This window comes from Pseudarthrobacter lactosi, assembly GCF_055412785.1.
On the sequence record NZ_JBVAYS010000001.1, the window covers coordinates 423,868 to 441,402 of the forward strand.

Annotated in this window: 14 protein-coding genes; 10 read left to right on the forward strand and 4 right to left on the reverse strand. The window is 66.4% G+C overall.

Going from position 1 to position 17,535, the window contains the following annotated elements; all coding sequences use genetic code 11:
• Positions 1-183: 183 nt before the first annotated feature.
• The 10 genes from ACZY0Q_RS01950 (at position 184) to ACZY0Q_RS01995 (ending at position 13,558) form a co-directional block, all read left to right on the forward strand.
• The gene (locus ACZY0Q_RS01950; RefSeq protein WP_463914040.1) at positions 184-1,458 is read left to right on the forward strand and encodes an FAD-binding protein; all 1,275 of its coding nucleotides are present in this window, start codon (positions 184-186) and stop codon (positions 1,456-1,458) included.
• A gap of 11 nt (positions 1,459-1,469) precedes the next feature.
• Positions 1,470-2,690: an ROK family transcriptional regulator gene (locus ACZY0Q_RS01955; protein ID WP_463914043.1), complete on the forward strand. Its 1,221-nt coding sequence runs from the start codon at positions 1,470-1,472 to the stop codon at positions 2,688-2,690.
• Positions 2,691-2,819: 129 nt separating this feature from the next.
• Positions 2,820-3,833, forward strand: a complete 1,014-nt coding sequence (locus tag ACZY0Q_RS01960) for a LacI family DNA-binding transcriptional regulator (protein WP_463914047.1) — start codon at positions 2,820-2,822, stop codon at positions 3,831-3,833.
• A 105-nt stretch (positions 3,834-3,938) separates the two neighbouring features.
• Positions 3,939-5,663, forward strand: a complete 1,725-nt coding sequence (gene araB / locus ACZY0Q_RS01965) for a ribulokinase (RefSeq protein WP_463914050.1) — start codon at positions 3,939-3,941, stop codon at positions 5,661-5,663.
• On the forward strand, positions 5,660-6,367 hold the full coding sequence (locus tag ACZY0Q_RS01970) for an L-ribulose-5-phosphate 4-epimerase (protein ID WP_463914052.1): 708 nt from the start codon (positions 5,660-5,662) through the stop codon (positions 6,365-6,367). Before araB ends, ACZY0Q_RS01970 begins: the two co-directional genes overlap by 4 nt.
• A gap of 58 nt (positions 6,368-6,425) precedes the next feature.
• Entirely contained in the window at positions 6,426-7,946 is a 1,521-nt protein-coding gene (araA, locus tag ACZY0Q_RS01975) for an L-arabinose isomerase (protein ID WP_463914055.1), read from the forward strand.
• A complete protein-coding gene (locus ACZY0Q_RS01980; protein ID WP_463914056.1) occupies positions 7,943-8,845 on the forward strand; it encodes an aldose 1-epimerase family protein in 903 nt (300 codons plus the stop codon). Before araA ends, ACZY0Q_RS01980 begins: the two co-directional genes overlap by 4 nt.
• A 381-nt stretch (positions 8,846-9,226) precedes the next feature.
• Positions 9,227-10,852: a thiamine pyrophosphate-dependent enzyme gene (locus ACZY0Q_RS01985; RefSeq protein WP_463914059.1), complete on the forward strand. Its 1,626-nt coding sequence runs from the start codon at positions 9,227-9,229 to the stop codon at positions 10,850-10,852.
• A gap of 12 nt (positions 10,853-10,864) precedes the next feature.
• Positions 10,865-12,271: a gamma-aminobutyraldehyde dehydrogenase gene (locus tag ACZY0Q_RS01990; protein WP_463914061.1), complete on the forward strand. Its 1,407-nt coding sequence runs from the start codon at positions 10,865-10,867 to the stop codon at positions 12,269-12,271.
• Positions 12,272-12,298: 27 nt separating this feature from the next.
• Positions 12,299-13,558 carry a M20 family metallo-hydrolase gene (locus tag ACZY0Q_RS01995; protein WP_463914063.1) on the forward strand — a complete coding sequence of 420 codons (1,260 nt, stop codon included), beginning with the start codon at positions 12,299-12,301 and terminating at the stop codon, positions 13,556-13,558.
• A 21-nt stretch (positions 13,559-13,579) separates the two neighbouring features.
• On the opposite strand, the gene ACZY0Q_RS02000 is transcribed toward ACZY0Q_RS01995, so the two are convergent.
• The 4 genes from ACZY0Q_RS02000 to ACZY0Q_RS02015 all read right to left on the reverse strand — a co-directional run bounded on the left by ACZY0Q_RS02000 (position 13,580) and on the right by ACZY0Q_RS02015 (position 17,535).
• Positions 13,580-14,626, reverse strand: a complete 1,047-nt coding sequence (locus ACZY0Q_RS02000) for a LacI family DNA-binding transcriptional regulator (RefSeq protein WP_463914065.1) — start codon at positions 14,624-14,626, stop codon at positions 13,580-13,582.
• A 100-nt stretch (positions 14,627-14,726) separates the two neighbouring features.
• Complete coding sequence (locus tag ACZY0Q_RS02005) at positions 14,727-15,473, reverse strand: cupin domain-containing protein (RefSeq protein WP_463914066.1); 747 nt, start codon at positions 15,471-15,473, stop codon at positions 14,727-14,729.
• The gene (locus ACZY0Q_RS02010) at positions 15,470-16,411 is read right to left on the reverse strand and encodes a DUF6807 domain-containing protein (RefSeq protein ID WP_463914069.1); all 942 of its coding nucleotides are present in this window, start codon (positions 16,409-16,411) and stop codon (positions 15,470-15,472) included. Before ACZY0Q_RS02010 ends, ACZY0Q_RS02005 begins: the two co-directional genes overlap by 4 nt.
• Entirely contained in the window at positions 16,408-17,535 is a 1,128-nt protein-coding gene (locus ACZY0Q_RS02015; protein ID WP_463914071.1) for a Gfo/Idh/MocA family protein, read from the reverse strand. Before ACZY0Q_RS02015 ends, ACZY0Q_RS02010 begins: the two co-directional genes overlap by 4 nt.

Genomic DNA, 17,535 nt, shown 5'->3' on the forward strand with positions numbered 1-17,535 from the left:
CAGGCGTTTTGTTCTGCACACAAACATATTACGAATCTCCGTGATGTCAACCACTTGGGCCCCTGTAACGAGAGTGAGTTTCCAAATCTCCGTTCCAAGAAATGTCTGGTTTTGTACACTTACAGCTGTTATGTTGTGCAGAACATCAAACGTAGGGACAAAGCTCCATGGAGGACGCAGACCGTGGCTGAACACCGGGTGCAGGAACGGAATTGGGCCGGAAACCTCGGCTACCAGGCGGAACGGATTGCGCACCCGCTCAGCGTGGAGGAGCTGCAGGAGTTGGTGGCCGGGTCCCGGAACATCCGGGCCCTGGGATCCCGCCATTCGTTCAATGACATTGCCGACACCTCCGGCACGCTGACGGCCCTGGACCGGCTGGATCCGGCCATCACCGTCGATGCCCGGAACATGACCGTCACAGTTAGCGGAGGCACGCGGTACGGCACACTCGCCGCGGAGCTGCAGCGGCGAGGTTTCGCCCTGCACAATCTGGCCTCGCTGCCCCACATTTCGGTAGCCGGCGCGGTTGCCACCGCCACGCACGGCTCCGGAGACGGTAACGGAAATCTGGCCACCGCCGTCGCCGGTTTGGAGCTGGTGACAGCCGACGGCGGCATCCTCACCGCCCGGCGCGGCGAGACCGCGGACTTTGACGGCATGGTGGTGGGCCTTGGCGCCTTGGGAATCGTCAGCAGCGTGACCCTGGACATCGAGCCGGCTTTCCAGGTTGCCCAGCACGTTTTTGAGGACCTGGACTGGGGGCAGGTTCTGGAGAACCTCGACGACGTCACGTCTTCCGCGTACAGCGTCAGCCTTTTCACCGACTGGCGCGGAAGCACCCTGGGGCAGGCGTGGCTGAAGAGCCGGGTAGCGGGTCCGGGAGTAGATGCCGGCCGGCAGGACTTCTTCGGCGGCACCCTCGCCTTGTCGGCCCGGCATCCGCTCCCAGGCGTCTCCGGGAACAACTGCACGGAACAACTCGGCGTGCCGGGGCCGTGGTCGGACCGGCTTGCCCACTTCAGGATGGAATTCACTCCCAGCAAAGGCGACGAACTCCAGTCCGAATACCTGGTGCCCAGGGAACACGCTGCGGATGCCATCCGCACACTGCGCAAACTCTCCGGGGTCCTGACCCCCCTGCTCCTGGTGTCCGAGATCCGCACGATCGCGTCCGACCGGCTGTGGCTGAGCCCCAACTACGGCCGCGACGGCATCGGCCTGCACTTCACCTGGCGCCAGGACCAGCCCGCGGTCGAGGCCGTGCTGCCACTGCTTGAGGCGGAGCTGTTTGCCTTTGCTGCCAGGCCCCACTGGGGCAAATTGTTCGACGGCGGTGCTGCCGCCGTCGGGCCCCTGTACCCGCGCTTTGATGATTTCCGGGCCCTCGCCGGCCGGCTGGATCCTGCGGGAAAGTTCCGCAACCGGTTCCTGGACTACACCGTCTTCGGCTCCTGATATTGTCACGGATGATGTCCACAGCAACCCGCCTCCCCGCAACGGCCAGCGATCCTGATCCGTCCCGGCGGAACAACCTTGCCCTGATCGCAACTTTGGTGCACCACCATGGTGTGCTCAGCCGCGCTGAGCTGACCAGGCGGACGGGGCTGAACAGGTCTACCGTCGGGACTTTGGTGGGCCAGTTGGTGGCACTCGGACTTGTCTTTGAAGCGGCGCCGTCGGGCGAGGCCCAGGTGGGCCGTCCCAGCCCGGACGTCCGGCCTGATCCGTCCACGGCGGCACTGGCTGTGAACCCGGAGGTTGACGCTGTCACCATCGGGCTGGTGAGCCTGGGCGGGAAGGTCCAGAAGAAAATCCGCTTTGCGACGGAGCGGATCCCCACGGCAAGGGAAGCAGTTAACATCGCTGCCGCTGTCATTGCGGGGATGCGTTCGGAGCTGGATGCTTCCTACCGGATCGTCGGGATCGGTATGGCAGTACCCGGCCTGGTCAACCGAGACGGCGGCGTGGTCCGCCACGCCCCTCATTTGGGCTGGCGCGACGAACCCGTGGCCCGGATGATGGGCGAAGCCACCGGCTACCCGTGCCTGGCGGACAACGATGCCTCCCTGGGCGCGGAGGCCGAGCTCATTTTCGGGGCCGGCGCCGGCCGCGGCAACCTGATTTACCTCAACGGCGGCGCCAGCGGCATCGGCGGCGGCGTCATCGCCGATGGGGCGTTGCTGCGCGGGTCCGCCGGATATGCGGGGGAACTGGGGCACACCTTTGTGCGTACCGCGGGCCAGATCTGCCATTGCGGTGCCTCCGGCTGCCTCGAAACCGAGGTGTCCCAGTCCAGGCTCTTTGACCTGGCAGGGCTCCGCGGCGGCGACGCCAGCCAGCTCGAATCGGCTCTGCGCTCGACGGACAGTGCGGAGCTGGCGGGGGAGGTTGCCCGCCAACTGAGCTATCTGGGCATCACCCTGCGAAACGCCGTCAACACGTTCAACCCGGACGCTATTGTCCTCGATGGGTTCCTTGGCATTCTGCACGCACTGTCCCCTGACACGCTGGACGGCCTGATCCGGACCCAGGCCCTGGACCAGGCAGCGGGCATGGCAAAGATCTACCGTGCCGCGCTGGGCTCCGACCTCATGATGATCGGGGCTGCGGAACTGGCCTTTACCCGATTACTTGCGGATCCGGCAGGGATCAGTGCCCTGCCCGCACACTCCGCGAAGGAGCTCTGAGCGTGCCTGATGGCAATACGTCCCCGCGGTCCAGCGTGCCCCGGGCTGTGCTGACAGAGCTGCTTTTGGTATCGACCGCGGCCATAGAATATTGGACACCACCTTGTCTTCCACCGAAGGGTCCCTCGCATGGGCAACACCATTGACCGACGCCTCCCACGCCTGGAAGACGTGGCAGCGCGGGCCAAGGTGTCCCACCAGACGGTCTCGCGTGTCATCAACAACCACCCCAATGTCAGCAGCGCCACCAGGGAAAAGGTGGAGGCGGCCATTGCAGAACTCGGCTACCGGCGCAATACCGCAGCCAGGAGCCTGGTCACCCGGCGGTCGCAAACCATAGGCGTGCTCGCGGCCGAAATGGGGCAGTACGGTCCTGCCAACACCCTCCTCGGAGTCCAGCAGGCCGCCCGGGAGGCTGGATACTTTGTGAGCATCGAGGCCATTAAGGAGGCTGGAGCGGGGGCCATCTCGGACGCCGTCCGCCACCTCACGGACCAGGGCGCGGACGGGATAATCGTCATTGTGCCCCACGACGGTACCGTTCAGGCGCTGGAGGGCCTGACCCTGGATGTTCCCGTGATCCTTGTGGGTGCGCCGGGTGGGGGGCTCTTCAGCGGGGCGCTGGTGGACCAGAAGCTTGGCGCGCGCCTGGCCGTCTCGCACCTGATCGACCTGGGCCACCGCCGGATCGGCCATGTTTCCGGACCCCAGGACTGGGTGGACGGCAGGTCACGTGCCGAGGGATGGGGCGAACGGCTCCGCGAGGCCGGCCTGCCTGATGACCTTGTGATCGAAGGCGACTGGAGCGCCGGCAGCGGGTACCGGATCGGCCGGCAGCTTGCCGCTGAGCGCACGGTGACGGCCCTGTTCGTGGGCAACGACCAGATGGCCCTGGGCCTGCTGCGCGCGTTCAACGAAGCGGGGGTCCGCGTTCCCGACGACGTCTCCGTGGTGGGCTTCGACGACCAGCCAGAGTCGGGCTACTTCACGCCGCCGCTGACCACCGTGCGCCAGGACTTCGAGGAACTCGGCCGGCGCTGTATGAACGTCATGCTGGGCGCGCTGGAGGGCGGCACGGGGGCGGGCACCATCGTGGTGGAGCCGGTGCTCGTGGTCCGCAGCAGCACGTGCGCACCTTCCTGATTCTTTCCTGACCTTCCCAGCCACGACCTGTACTTGACGTCACAATTGTTAGCGCTCACAATTGAATCAATCCGCGCTCACCGGACCAGCTATTTGGAGGACTTCATGGACGTCACAGTGGACGGCACAGACAACTACGTCATCGGCGTGGACTACGGAACGCTTTCAGGACGGGCCGTTGTGGTCCGGGTCCGTGACGGCAAGGAACTGGGCAGCGGCGTCTTCGACTATCCGCACGCGGTGGTCACGGATGCGTTGCCGGCGGACGTAGCAGGAATTGCGGGCGACGGCGCCGCCCGGCTTCCCGGGGAATGGGCGCTTCAGGTGCCCAACGACTACCGCGACGTCCTCCGCCATGCTGTTCCCGCCGCCATCGCCGACGCCGGGATCGACCCGGCCGCCGTCGTCGGGATCGCCACCGACTTCACCGCCTGCACCATGGTGCCGGTCACTTCCGACGGCACGCCGCTCAACGAGCTGCCCGGCTTTGCCAACCGCCCGCACGCCTACGTGAAACTGTGGCGGCACCACGCGGCGCAGCCGCAGGCGGACCGGATCAATGAGCTGGCGGCAGAGCGCGGCGAATCCTGGTTGCCGCGCTACGGGGGGCTGATCTCGTCCGAGTGGGAGTTCGCCAAGGGCCTGCAGCTGCTGGAGGAGGACCCGGAAGCCTACGCCGCCATGGACCACTGGGTGGAAGCCGCCGACTGGATCGTCTGGCAGCTTTGTGGCCAGTACGTCCGCAACGCCTGCACCGCCGGCTACAAAGGCATTTACCAGGACGGCCGGTACCCCTCCGAGGACTTCCTCGCAGCGTTGAACCCGGAATTCAAGGACTTCGTCAGCACCAAACTGGAGCACACGATCGGCCGGCTCGGCGATGCTGCGGGCTACCTCACGGCAGAGGCAGCCGGATGGACGGGTTTGCCTGCAGGCATCGCCGTGGCCGTCGGCAACGTGGACGCCCACGTCACGGCGCCGGCCGCAAAGGCGGTGGAGCCGGGGCAGCTGGTGGCCATCATGGGTACCTCCACGTGCCACGTCATGAACGGTTCGGAACTTCGCGAAGTGCCGGGCATGTGCGGTGTGGTGGACGGCGGGATCGTGGACGGCCTCTGGGGCTACGAGGCCGGACAGTCCGGCGTGGGCGACATCTTCGGCTGGTTCACGAAGCACGGTGTCCCGCCGGAATACCACAAGGCGGCGGCCACGGCAGGGCTCGGCATCCACGAGTACCTGACTGAACTCGCCTCCCGCCAGGCCATCGGCGAGCACGGACTCATCGCCCTGGACTGGCATTCGGGCAACCGTTCGGTACTGGTGGATCACGAACTCTCCGGTGTGATGGTGGGCCAGACGCTCGCCACCAAGCCCGAGGACACCTACCGCGCCCTCCTTGAATCCACGGCCTTTGGCACCCGCACCATCGTGGACGCCTTCCGCGATTCGGGCGTGCCCGTCAAGGAGTTCATCGTGGCCGGCGGGCTCCTGAAGAACAAACTGCTCATGCAGATCTACGCCGACATCACCGGATTGCCGCTCTCCACCATCGGCTCAACCCAGGGACCGGCGCTGGGTTCCGCCATCCATGCCGCCGTCGCGGCCGGGAAGTACGCCGACATCCGCGAGGCCGCGGCGGCCATGGGCTCAGAACCCGGGGACGTCTACACGCCCAACGCAGAGAACGTTGCTGCCTACGAGGAGCTGTTCCAGGAATACCGGACCCTCCACGACTACTTCGGCCGGGGCGCCAATGACGTCATGCACCGGCTCAAGGCCATCCAGCGCCGCTCCGTCCGTCCCCTCCTCACCGCCGGGATTTCCGCATGAGTGCGCTGCTGGAATTGATCGCCCAACTGAGGGCCGAGGTGTGCGCCTTGCATGCCGAACTGACCCGCTATGAGCTGGTGGTGTGGACGGCAGGCAATGTTTCCGCACGCATTCCCGGCCACGACCTGATGGTCATCAAACCGTCCGGGATTTCCTATGACGACCTGAGTCCCGAGCTGCTGGTGGTCACGGACCTCTACGGCACTCCGGTCAGTGGCGCCAACATCGGCAGTGGCGGCACCGTCCATTGGGGCAACCCGCCGCTGTCGCCGTCGTCGGACACCGCCGCACACGCCTACGTCTACCGGCACATGCCCGACGTCGGCGGCGTGGTGCACACACACTCCACCTACGCCACGGCATGGGCCGCCCGGGGCGAAGCGATCCCGTGCGTGCTGACCATGATGGGCGATGAGTTCGGCGGTTCCATCCCGGTAGGCCCGTTCGCATTGATCGGCGACGACTCGATCGGGCAGGGCATTGTGGAGACGCTGAAGAACTCCACCTCGCCCGCGGTCCTGATGCAGAACCACGGCCCGTTCACCATCGGCAAGGACGCCCGTTCCGCCGTGAAGGCTGCCGTGATGTGCGAGGAAGTGGCGCGCACCGTCCACATCGCCCGCCAGCTCGGCGAACCCATCGCTATCGACCAGTCCCGGATCGACTCCCTCTATGCCCGCTACCAGAACGTCTACGGCCAATAACATCCGGCCGGCAGTTCCCGCCGCCGGCCCAGCCCCAAACTTTCCCAGGAGAAAACCCATGAACAACGCCAACAGCACATCCCTCGGCCACTACGAGGTTTGGTTCCTCACCGGCAGCCAGCACCTCTACGGCGAGGATGTCCTCAAGCAGGTCGCCGCCCAGTCACAGGAGATTGTCGCCGCCCTGAACGCGTCCTCCGATGTCCCGGTCAAAGTGGTCTGGAAGGCGGTCCTCACCGATTCGGACGCCATCCGCCGCACCGCGCTGGAAGCGAACTCGGACGACTCCGTGATCGGCGTGACGGCGTGGATGCATACCTTCAGCCCGGCCAAGATGTGGATCCAGGGCCTGGACCTGCTGCGCAAGCCGCTGCTGCACCTGCACACGCAGGCCAACGTGGAGTTGCCGTGGGCGGACATCGACTTCGACTTTATGAACCTCAACCAGGCCGCGCACGGCGACCGCGAGTTCGGCTACATCCAGTCCCGGCTGGGCATTCCCCGCAAGACCGTGGTGGGCCACGTGTCCAACCCGGAGGTCTCAAGGCAGGTGGGCGTGTGGCAGCGCGCCTCGGCCGGCTGGGCCGCGGTCCGGACCCTGAAACTGACCCGCTTCGGTGACAACATGCGCAACGTGGCGGTCACTGAGGGTGACAAGACCGAAGCGGAGCTGCGCTTCGGCGTCTCCGTCAACACGTGGTCCGTCAACGAGCTCGCCGACGCCGTGCACGGCACCGCAGAGTCCGACGTCGACGCCCTGGTTGCGGAGTACGAGCGCCTGTACGAGGTGGTACCGGAGCTGAAGGCCGGGGGAGCCCGGCACGAGTCGCTGCGCTACAGCGCCCGGATCGAACTGGGGCTGCGCAGCTTCCTTGAGGCCAACGGCTCGGCCGCGTTCACCACCTCCTTCGAAGACCTCGGCGAACTGCGCCAGCTGCCCGGCATGGCCGTCCAGCGGCTTATGGCCGACGGCTACGGTTTCGGAGCCGAGGGCGACTGGAAGACGGCCATCCTGGTCCGCGCCGCCAAGGTGATGGGCGACGGCCTGCCCGGCGGCGCCTCCCTGATGGAGGACTACACCTACCACCTCGCCCCCGGCGCCGAGAAGATCCTGGGCGCGCACATGCTTGAGGTCTGCCCGTCCCTGACAGCCACGAAACCGCGCGTCGAGATCCACCCGCTGGGTATCGGCGGCAAGGAAGACCCCGTCCGAATGGTGTTCGACACCGACGCCGGCCCCGGCGTTGTGGTGGCGCTCTCCGACATGCGGGACCGCTTCCGGCTCGTGGCGAACGCCGTCGACGTTGTTGACCTGGACGAACCGCTGCCGAACCTGCCGGTGGCCCGGGCCCTCTGGTCGCCGAAACCCGACTTCGCGACGTCCGCCGCCGCGTGGCTCACCGCCGGCGCGGCGCACCACACGGTGTTGTCCACGCAGGTGGGGATGGAAGTGTTCGAAGACTTCGCCGAGATTGCCAAGACCGAGCTCCTCACCATCGATGAAGGCACCACCATCAAGCAGTTCAAGAAGGAACTCAACTGGAACGCCGCCTACTACAAGCTGGCCGGCGGCCTGTGAACGGCCTCGAACTTCAGCTCGCCTCGGGGGACTATACCGCTGCCATTGTGCAGCGCGGTGGTGCCCTGCGGCGGCTGGCCTTTCAGGGCCGGGACCTGGTGGTGCCGTTCGACGCAGATGCTCCCATCCCGGCCTACCGGGGAATCATCGCCGCGCCGTGGCCCAACCGGATCGCCGATGGCGCGTACCGTTTTGCCGGCGTCGAGCACCAATTGCCCGTCAACGAACCGGAGCGCAAAACGTCGTTGCACGGGCTCGCCTTCGACCGTTTGTGGACCGTTGAAAGCAGCGCTGCCGACGCGGCGAGCCTGTCCTGCGAGATCGCCGGGGCCCCAGGGTATCCGTTCCACCTTCGGCTCCACGTCGAATACAGGCTGGACGACGCCGGGCTGCACACCACGGTCACGGCAAGCAATATCGGCGGCGAAGCGGCCCCTTACGGTGTGTGCCCGCACCCTTATCTGCTGGCCGGGCCTGCGCCGCTGGATGAGTGGACCGTTGGGATCCCCGCGGGGTCGTTCCTCGAGGTCACGCCGGACCGGCTGCTACCGGTCACCACGCGGACGGTGGCGGGCCATCAGTTCGACTTCCGTGCGCCACGGGTAATCGGCCGCACGCAGATCGACCACGCCTTCACGGACCTTGAGTTCGACGACGGAGGCCGCGCGCAGCTGATCGCCAGGGACCCCGGCGGAACCGGAGTGGGCATGGCCTGGGGCCGGGCCTGCCCCTGGCTGCAAATACATACCGCAGACAAGCCTGCCCCCGCGGCCAACAGGCTGGGCCTGGCGGTTGAGCCGATGACGTGTCCGCCGGACGCCTTCAACAGCGGCCAAGACCTCGTGCAGCTGAAACCGGGCAGCAGCCACCAGGCCGGCTGGAGCATCTTCGCCGCCTGACGCCCCGGGTTGTGGCATTAACACGCACTGAAGTGGCCGACCCCGGCAGAATGCCGGGGTCGGCCGTTTCAGTCCATGCGCACGTCAGTGCGCCAGCAGCATCTCGAGCGGTTCTCCTGCGGCGGTCGCCGTCCATGTCCACCACCAGTACAGCTCCAGCAGCGCCCGGTTGTTGTGCATTTTCACATTCTAGGACCAAGTTCCCGTGGTGTATGGCTAGTTATTTTGGGTGAACCTACTGGAAGAATGGAGTGAAGCAAGCGGGTGAGCCACATCACGCGACAAGCGGCTAAATGCGCCGCATGGTCGCAACACCCGGTCCCGCGGATGTGGATGAGAGTGTCACCCCGCCCTCAATCTTAGAAAAGAAGGTATGAAGCATTGAGTACAACAACTACCGCCGGGCACCTGATTGTTGCGCAGCTTGAGAGGGCCGGTATCAAGCGGGTTTATGGGGTTCCGGGGGAGAGTTTCCTGGATGTGTTGGACGGTTTGCATGGCTCGTCCATTGAGACGGTAGTGACCCGGCATGAAGGCGGGGCCGGCTTTATGGCCCTCGCGGAGGGCCGGCTGACGGAGCTGCCCGGGGTGGCCATGGTAACCCGTGGCCCCGGTGCGGCGAACGCGTTCATTGCGATCCATACCGCGCACCAGGACGCCACCCCCATGATCCTGTTTGTGGGCCTGATTCCGGTGGCGGACCGTGGCCGGGAATCCTTCCAGGAATTCGACATCAACGCCTGGTTCGGCAGCACCGCCAAGAAAGTGGTCACGCTCGATGACGCCGCGTCCGCGGCTCGCGTGGTGGACGACGCGATCTTCACCGCCCTCAGCGGCCGCCCCGGCCCCGTGGTCATCGGACTCCCCGAGGATGTCCTGGTCCACGCGATCAACGAAGGCACGGTGGAGCCGCGAGTGGTGGCACGGTCCGAACCGACCACGGCGGACCTGGCCGCGCTGGAACAGCGCCTGGCAGCATCGCACAAACCCCTGATCGTGGTCGGTGGCGAAGGCTGGGACCAGGCTTCTTCCGAAGCGTTGGCCGGCTGGGCAGAACGCCACGGCGTCCCTGTCCTGGCTGATTTCCGCGCCTACGATGCCGTGCCGCACCAGAGCGGTGCCTACGCCGGATACCTCGGCTACGCCCGCAGCGACGCCAACGCCGCACGGCTGGACGAGGCCGATCTCCTGATCTTCGTCGGCTGCGTCCGCGCCGATGTCCTCTCCGACGGCTACAAGCGCGGCCTCACCGCCGAGACCGTGGTGGTCAACGCCGACGCGGACCTGCTGGGCCACTTCGGCCGGCTGGATCAGCACATCCCCGCCCACGTCGCATCCTTCGCCACAGTCCTCGCCGCTACCACCTCCGAGGTGAAGCCGGCCGCGGGTTGGCTGGCCGGCGCCCGCGCCGATTATGAAAAGTTCTCCTCCGCCCAACCGGACGGCGGGACGGGCGTGGATCTCGGCGTTGTGATGGAAATCCTGAAGCAGGAAATGGACGACGACGCCGTCATCACCTACGGGGCGGGGAACCACTCGCTCTGGCCGGCCCGCTACCTCAAGCACAACACCGCCAACTCGCTGGCCGCGCCGCGGAACGGTGCGATGGGCATGGGGATCCCGGCAGCGGTGGCCGCGTCCTTGGCCTACCCGGGCCGGCAGGTCATCTCCGTGGCCGGGGATGGCTGCTTCATGATGAACGGCCAGGAAATCGCCACCGCCATGGGCCACGGCGCGAAATTCATCGTCCTGGTGGTGGATAACGGCATCTTCGCCACCATCCGCGAACATCAGGAAGCCCACTACCCGGGCCGCCCCTCCGGCACGCACATAACCAACCCGGACTTCGCCGCCCTGGCCCGCTCCTACGGCGGCTACGGCGAACGGATCGAAACGGCCGAGGACTTCGCGCCCGCGTTCCGCCGCGCCATCGAGTCCGGGCTCCCCGCCGTGCTGCACCTGCCCCAGGACCCCACCACCCGCTCGCCCCAGACCGCCAGCAACTGACCGGAGCCCCCCGTGATCACCCTGAACAACATCATCAACGGCCAGTCCGTTCCGGCTGCGGCTTCCTTGCCGTTCTTCGACCCCGCTACCGGGGTCCAGATCGGCACCGCCCCGGACAGCGACACCGCCACCACCGACCGAGCCTTCCAGGCCGCGCAGCAGGCGTTCACAAGCTACAAGCGGACAACCCCGGGCGAACGCCAGGGGATGCTGCTCCAGCTCGCGGACCTCATCGAAGCCAACGCCGACCGGCTCCTCGACGCCGAAGTGGCCTGCACGGGCAAGCCGCGGGCCGCGACCCGCGAGTTGGAGATCCTGCGCGGCGCGGACCAGCTGCGTTTCTTCGCCGGTGCCTGCCGGGTCGTTTCCGGCACAGCACAGACCGAATACGTGACGGGCTTCTCCTCCACCATCCGCCGCGAACCCCTCGGTGTGGTCGCGCAGATCACGCCCTGGAACTACCCGTTCATGATGGCGATCTGGAAGATCGGGCCGGCCCTGGCTGCGGGCAATACCCTGGTGCTTAAACCCGCCGACACCACCCCCTGGTCCACCGTGGTCCTCGGCGAACTCGCCCAGGAAGCCTTCCCGCCTGGCGTCGTGAACATCCTCTGCGGCGGCCGCGGCACCGGCGCGGCCATGGTCGAGCACGACATCCCCGAAATGGTGTCCATCACCGGCTCCACCCGCGCCGGCGCCCACGTCATGTCCGCAGCGGCCAAAACCCTGAAAGACGTCCACCTCGAACTCGGCGGGAAAGCACCCGCAATCGTCTTCGCCGACGTCGACATCACCCAGACCGCTAAGGAAATCGCGCTCAGTGCGTTCTTCAACGCCGGCCAGGACTGCACCGCCATCACCCGCGTCCTCGTGCACGAATCCATCCACGCCGAGTTCGCCGCCGCCCTCGCCGAGGCCGCAACCGCCCTGAAAGTCGGCGGCGACGACGCGGACCTCGGCCCGCTGAACAGCGCCGCCCAACTCGACCAGGTCGAAGGCTTCATGACCCGGCTGCCGGCCAACGCCACCATCCTCACCGGCGGCAAACGCACCGGCACCGGCTACCACTTCGAACCCACCGTCATCGACGGCGTCTTCCAAACCGACGAAGTGGTCTGCGACGAAATCTTCGGCCCCGTCCTCACCGTCCAGCCCTTCACCACCGAGCAAGAAGCCATCGAACTGGCCAACGGCACCAAATACGCCCTCGCCTCCAGCGTCTGGTCCAACAACCACGGCACCGTCACCAGGGTGTCCATGGAGCTCGACTTCGGCGCCGTCTGGATCAACTGCCACCAAATCATCCCCGCCGAAGCCCCCCACGGCGGCTTCAAACACTCCGGCACCGGCAAAGACCTCTCCATCTACGGCCTGGAAGACTACACACGCATCAAATCCGTCACCACCTCCCACCGCTAAACCCATCACCGTTCATAGGGGAACACCATGACCTCAACACCTACCTTCACCGCCCCAGACGCCGCCTTCGTTGAAGACTTCCGCGTTATGAGCCAGTTCGGCGCCACGGAAAACGGCGGCGTGGACCGACAGGCAGCCACCGCTGCCGACGGCGAGCAGCGCCGTTGGCTGACGGGCCTGCTGGAGGCCCGCGGGTTCACGGTGAAGTTTGATCGCGCCGGCAACCAGTGGGGCCTTTTTGAGGCCGTCCCGGGGGCACCGTTCGTGGTGGTCGGTTCGCACATGGATTCCCAGCCGACGGCGGGCCGTTATGACGGTGCCTTCGGGGTCCTGGCCGCGGCGCATGCAGCGTTCCGGCTTGTGGAAAAGTGGGCCGGCGCTCCTTCCGGGAAGCCGAAGTTCAACATTGCCGTGGTGAACTGGTTCAACGAGGAAGGTTCCCGCTTCAAGCCGTCCATGATGGGGTCCTCGGTCTACACAGGCAAGCTCGCCCTTGAAACGGCACTCGACACCACAGACACGCAGGGAATCAGTGTCCGCGAGGCGCTGGACGGGATCGGCTGCCGGGGGGACTACGCCGGGCCCGCGGCTGCGTATTGTGCCGAAATCCACATTGAGCAAGGCCGCAGCATGGAGCGCGACGGCATCACCATCGGCCTGGTGCAGTCCAGCTGGGCGGCCAACAAGTATGAATTTGTGGTCCACGGCGAGCAGGCCCACACCGGTTCCACCGTGATCGCGGACCGCAAGGACGCCCTCCTGGGCGCCGCCATGCTCGTGGTGGCCGCTCGCGAACTGGCTGACCGGTTCCCGGACGTGCTGCACACGTCCGTGGGTGAGTTGACCGTCTACCCTAACTCGCCAGTGGTGGTCCCGTCCCGGGTAAACATGCTGCTGGACCTGCGCAGCGCGGACGAGTCCGTCCTGGCTAAGGCCGATGCGCTGCTCCACGAACGGATCCCGGCGATTGAACGTGCGGCCAACGTCAGCGTGGAGCGGAACCACTCGCACTCCTGGCCGGTGACCCCGTACCAGACTGAAGGCGTTGAGCTCGCAGCCAAGGTGGCCGCGGACCTGGGCCTGTCCAGCAAGCAGGTCATGACCCTCGCCGGGCACGATTCGATCAACATGAAGGACCTGGTCCCCACCGTGATGCTGTTCGTCCCGAGCGTGGACGGAATCTCCCACAACGAACACGAATACACCACCGACGAGGACATCGTGGCCGGCCTGGCCATGCTCACCGAAGTGGTCAACCGTCTCTGCAACGGAGTTCTCGAGGACTAGGGCGGGGAACCATTCAAAAGACTAAACCTGCGCGCCCGGGGCCGGCACTGGTCCTGTCGACTCCCGCATTACGAGCTCCATGGGGTCCAGCGTCAGCGTTTCGGCCGACGTGTTAAAGCCACGAATCCGTGCGATGAGTTCGTTCATGCTCCGGGCGCCCAGCGTCTCGAGGTCCATATGCACGGTTGAGAGGGATGGAATCAAGAACGATGATTCGGCCATGTCATCCCAGCCGAACACGCTAACTGCCCCCGGCACCGGTATGCCGTTCTCGTGCAAGGCGCGGATGACGCCGATGGCCATCTGGTCGTTGCCCGCCACAACGGCGGTTACATCCTTCAGGCCGGCAATCTTCTTGCCGGCAGCGTAGCCGGACGCAGGGGACCAGTCGCCGGCTGCGATGCCCACGGACGTCAATCCCAGTTCCGCGATGGCTTCCTCGTAGGCAGCCTTGCGGTTGCGGGCGGACGGCCAGGCGGCAGGTCCGGCAACGTGGAAGAAATTCCGGTGTCCCAACGAGGCCAGGTATTGGACGATTTTCCCCGCTGCCGTGCCGTCCGCCAGGCTCCCGCGGGCGCGCATTTTGTTGTCGTACTCGCCGGCCACCACCAACGGGACCGCTGAATCGCCATCGACGGCTACCGCAGGCTTGGGCCGGGGCACGAAGGACAAGATCCCGGCGATGTCCTCTCCGGACAACAGGTTGCGGAGCTGTTGCGCGCGGGCCTCGGCGGTTCCCTCCATAGCGATGACATCCACTCGGTAGCCCGCAGCATGGGCTGCCCCGGCTGCTCCGTTGAGCATCCGCGCCGGAAAGTACAGGGAGGCTTCGGGAACCACCACCACAACGCGGTAGAGCTCACGCGATCGCAGCGACCGCGCCGCGAGATTCGGAGTGTAGTTCAGCTCCGACAACGCCATTTCAACCCGCTCCACGGTGGCCGGCTTCAGTTTCGACTTGTCACGCAGATAGCGGGACACAGTCTGGTGCGACACCCCGGCCAGGTCTGCCACGTCATAGATCGTGGGTGCCTTGGACCGGCCCGGTCCTACAGTTGATTGCACCATGGGGCGTCCCTTCAGATTTTTGTCCTGCGGTTGTCGCGGGAGGGATCCGGCTCCAGCCTAATCCCTCCCGCTTTGGCGGAGACGCACGCGCATCCGTGGCTCAGGCAGGTCCGCCGGTATCCCATTTCTGCAGCATCCCGCACATGCCAAAACTCCGTTCCGTGCCAGCCGGCGCCGTCCGGGACACGGCGGCGTCCATGAAGTGGTTGAACCGGCCCTCTGCCAGCTCCGCCAGCCACTGCTCCGTCTGTGCCGCCTCGGGTGCAATTCTCGCCTTCCAGAGTTCCCGCCACCCGGGGACCCTGGACTGGACCAGCCGGACGGCGTCGCGGTGGAACTGCTCGACGACGTCGAAGTTGCCCTCCAGCGCGGCGTCCTTCAGCCGCTGGTAACCGGAGAACGCCGCGTCCCGCCTGGTGCGGGCAGCGTGAGCCAACGCTTCCGACAACGGCGCGGACCCGGCGTCGAGCGTTGCGGCCCGGGAATACCTCTCCGGGTCTGCAACGATGTCCGCCTCGAACGTGAGGACTGCGTCACCTGCTTCCGGCAGACCTCCGTTCTGCATGATGGCGAGGATGTCCAGGTTGCCGGTGTTCACGATCCGGTGGATCGTCCCCGGGCTGAACCACAGGAGGTCGTTGGGGGCCAGACCGTGGGACTCGTAGCCGGAGGACGTAACCGTTTCCACGCGTCCGCTGCCCCCCAGCACCAGGTAGGCCTCGGTGGAAGCCGTGTGCATGTGGGGCGATCCGCCGCACACGCCGTCGGCCGCCTGCCAGTCGTAGACGCCAAGCCGGGTGAGGGCCACTGCGCCGGGGAACGGCGCAGTTTGCTGGGTTGCCGTCATGCGTGCGATGCCACCTTTTGTTGCCCCAGCGAACCGGCCGCGGCCGCTGCGAGGGCGTCGAGCCGCGCCTCGTCGGAGTCGCCGTCAGCGATCACCACGGCGTACCGGTTCACCATGGTGGCTCCGTCGGCAAACGTGACCTCCGCGCTGAAGAACGGGGCGGGCCCGAAACAGGCGAACGGCTCGGACCGGGCAAACCACTCCGGCGGGTGCTGGGCGTTGGCCGTGTCATCGGCGATCAGCACGGTGGAGAAGCGGCAGCTGTCATCGTGCTGGCCCACAAACGCAAGCCACGGTCCGCGGGTGCCGCGCAGCTCTTCACCGGTGGCCCCGCCCGGGCCCGCGATCCGGCCGCCGGCGAACTCGCGGGGTCCGCGCCAGAACAGTCCGCCATAGCCGGCGTTCTCCCGGCCTTCGGTGGTGGGCGAGCCGATCTGGATGTCGCGGCCGGAGACGTTGGTCATGGCCGTTTCGAAGACCAGGTTCCAGGAGCTTTCGTCAGCGGCCGGGCTGACCCGGATGGTGCGGGCTTCATCGACCACGTGTCTGCCGTCCTGGGTCCACCAGGTCAGCGCGTGCGAGAAGTGGAACGTGCCGTCCTCGAGTCCGGCGTCGATGACACGTTCGTGACGCATGCTTCCGTTGTTGGGCAGCCACTTGTAGTCTTCGCCGCGGCGGTAGCTGGGTCCGCCCCAGAAGTTGTCGTCGCCGAAGTGGGGGAGTGACCAGGCGATGCCTTTGTGCCACACATGGTCCCAGGGGCGGTAGACGCTCACGGTTTCCCCAGCTGTGGTGCGCAGGGGATGGAAGAACGGCCGCGGTGATTCGCGCTGTTCGTCGGTGGCGTCGTACGTGTAGGTGGCGATTTCCAGGTCCCCGAGCGAGACGGTCAGGGACTGCTTGTCATCGCGCCAGGTGAGTGCTGTTGAGGTGTTCATGCGTTGAGTGCTTCCTCTTGCTTCCAGGGTTCAAGGTGGCCGTCCATCCGGGTGAAGAACGGGCTGGACTCGTCGATCTGGCCGCGGGCGATGGTGGTTCCGCTGACGCTGGACGCGTAGATCGCGGCCGCCAGCTCCATCGTGGCGTAGGCATCGGTGATGGAAACCGGAGCATCTTCGCCACTGTGCAGGCTGCTGATAATGGCCGCGTACTGCGCCGCGTGACCGCTTGCGTGGTCCTCACCCTGGGTCCAGAGGCCGACGGCGGCGTCCTGGCCGGGTGCCGGTGTTACCGTCCAGTTGTGGTCGCTGTAGCCGTAGAGGTGGTCGAGTTCGACGGTCGCGTTTTCGTAGTCCAGCCGTAGGTAGGAGGTTTCGCGCGGCGAGATCACGGAGTTGATGATGGTGGCGATCGCGCCGGATTCGAAGCGGACCACGGCGGCGGAAGCATCCTCGGTATCGGTTTTCCGGGCGAGCTTGCCGGCGAAGGCGGTGACTTCGGACCAAGGACCCCACAGGTGCAGGAGCAGGTCGAACTGGTGGATGCCGTGGCCCATGGTGGGCCCGCCGCCTTCCACGTCCCAGAGCCCGCGCCACGGCACGTCGAAGTAGGGCTGATCGCGGAACCAGAGGGTGTTGCAGGTTCCCACAAGCTGCCGGCCGAGGGCGCCGTTGCGCTGCAGGGCGAGCAGCCGCTGGGCGCCGGACCCGAACCGGTGCTGGAAGATGCAGCTGAGGGATCCCGCGGATCCGGCTTCGGCCGCTTCGAGCTGCCGCATCTGGCTCAAGGAGAGTGCAGGGGGTTTTTCGATAACGGCGTGCAGCCCGAGCGAGAGCGCCTCCAGTGCCAGCGGAAAGTGGCTGGATGGCGGGGTGCAGATGGCTACAAGATCCAGCCCGCCGCGGTCGACCGCGTTTTGGAGGTTCGCCGCTGTGCGGGTGACGCCCCATTTGGCGGCGAAGGCTTCGGCACGGGACGCGTCGACGTCGATGGCGGCGGCGAGCTCCACATCCGGCTGCTGCTGCACCGCTTCGGCGTGGGCGTTGGCGATGCCGCCGGTGCCGAGGAAGGCGACGCGCAGGGGAGTTCCGCCGGTGTTGGTGGTGTCTGGAGTGTCGGTCAT

Coding starts and splice junctions, on each gene's coding strand:
- ACZY0Q_RS02000 (WP_463914065.1), bottom strand. CDS start 14,626: ATGGTGCAATCAACTGTAGGACCGGGCCGGTCCAAGGCACCCACGATC.
- ACZY0Q_RS02005 (WP_463914066.1), bottom strand. CDS start 15,473: ATGACGGCAACCCAGCAAACTGCGCCGTTCCCCGGCGCAGTGGCCCTC.
- araA (WP_463914055.1), top strand. CDS start 6,426: ATGAACAACGCCAACAGCACATCCCTCGGCCACTACGAGGTTTGGTTC.
- araB (WP_463914050.1), top strand. CDS start 3,939: ATGGACGTCACAGTGGACGGCACAGACAACTACGTCATCGGCGTGGAC.
- ACZY0Q_RS02015 (WP_463914071.1), bottom strand. CDS start 17,535: ATGACCGACACTCCAGACACCACCAACACCGGCGGAACTCCCCTGCGC.
- ACZY0Q_RS02010 (WP_463914069.1), bottom strand. CDS start 16,411: ATGAACACCTCAACAGCACTCACCTGGCGCGATGACAAGCAGTCCCTG.
- ACZY0Q_RS01960 (WP_463914047.1), top strand. CDS start 2,820: ATGGGCAACACCATTGACCGACGCCTCCCACGCCTGGAAGACGTGGCA.
- ACZY0Q_RS01955 (WP_463914043.1), top strand. CDS start 1,470: ATGATGTCCACAGCAACCCGCCTCCCCGCAACGGCCAGCGATCCTGAT.
- ACZY0Q_RS01970 (WP_463914052.1), top strand. CDS start 5,660: ATGAGTGCGCTGCTGGAATTGATCGCCCAACTGAGGGCCGAGGTGTGC.
- ACZY0Q_RS01995 (WP_463914063.1), top strand. CDS start 12,299: ATGACCTCAACACCTACCTTCACCGCCCCAGACGCCGCCTTCGTTGAA.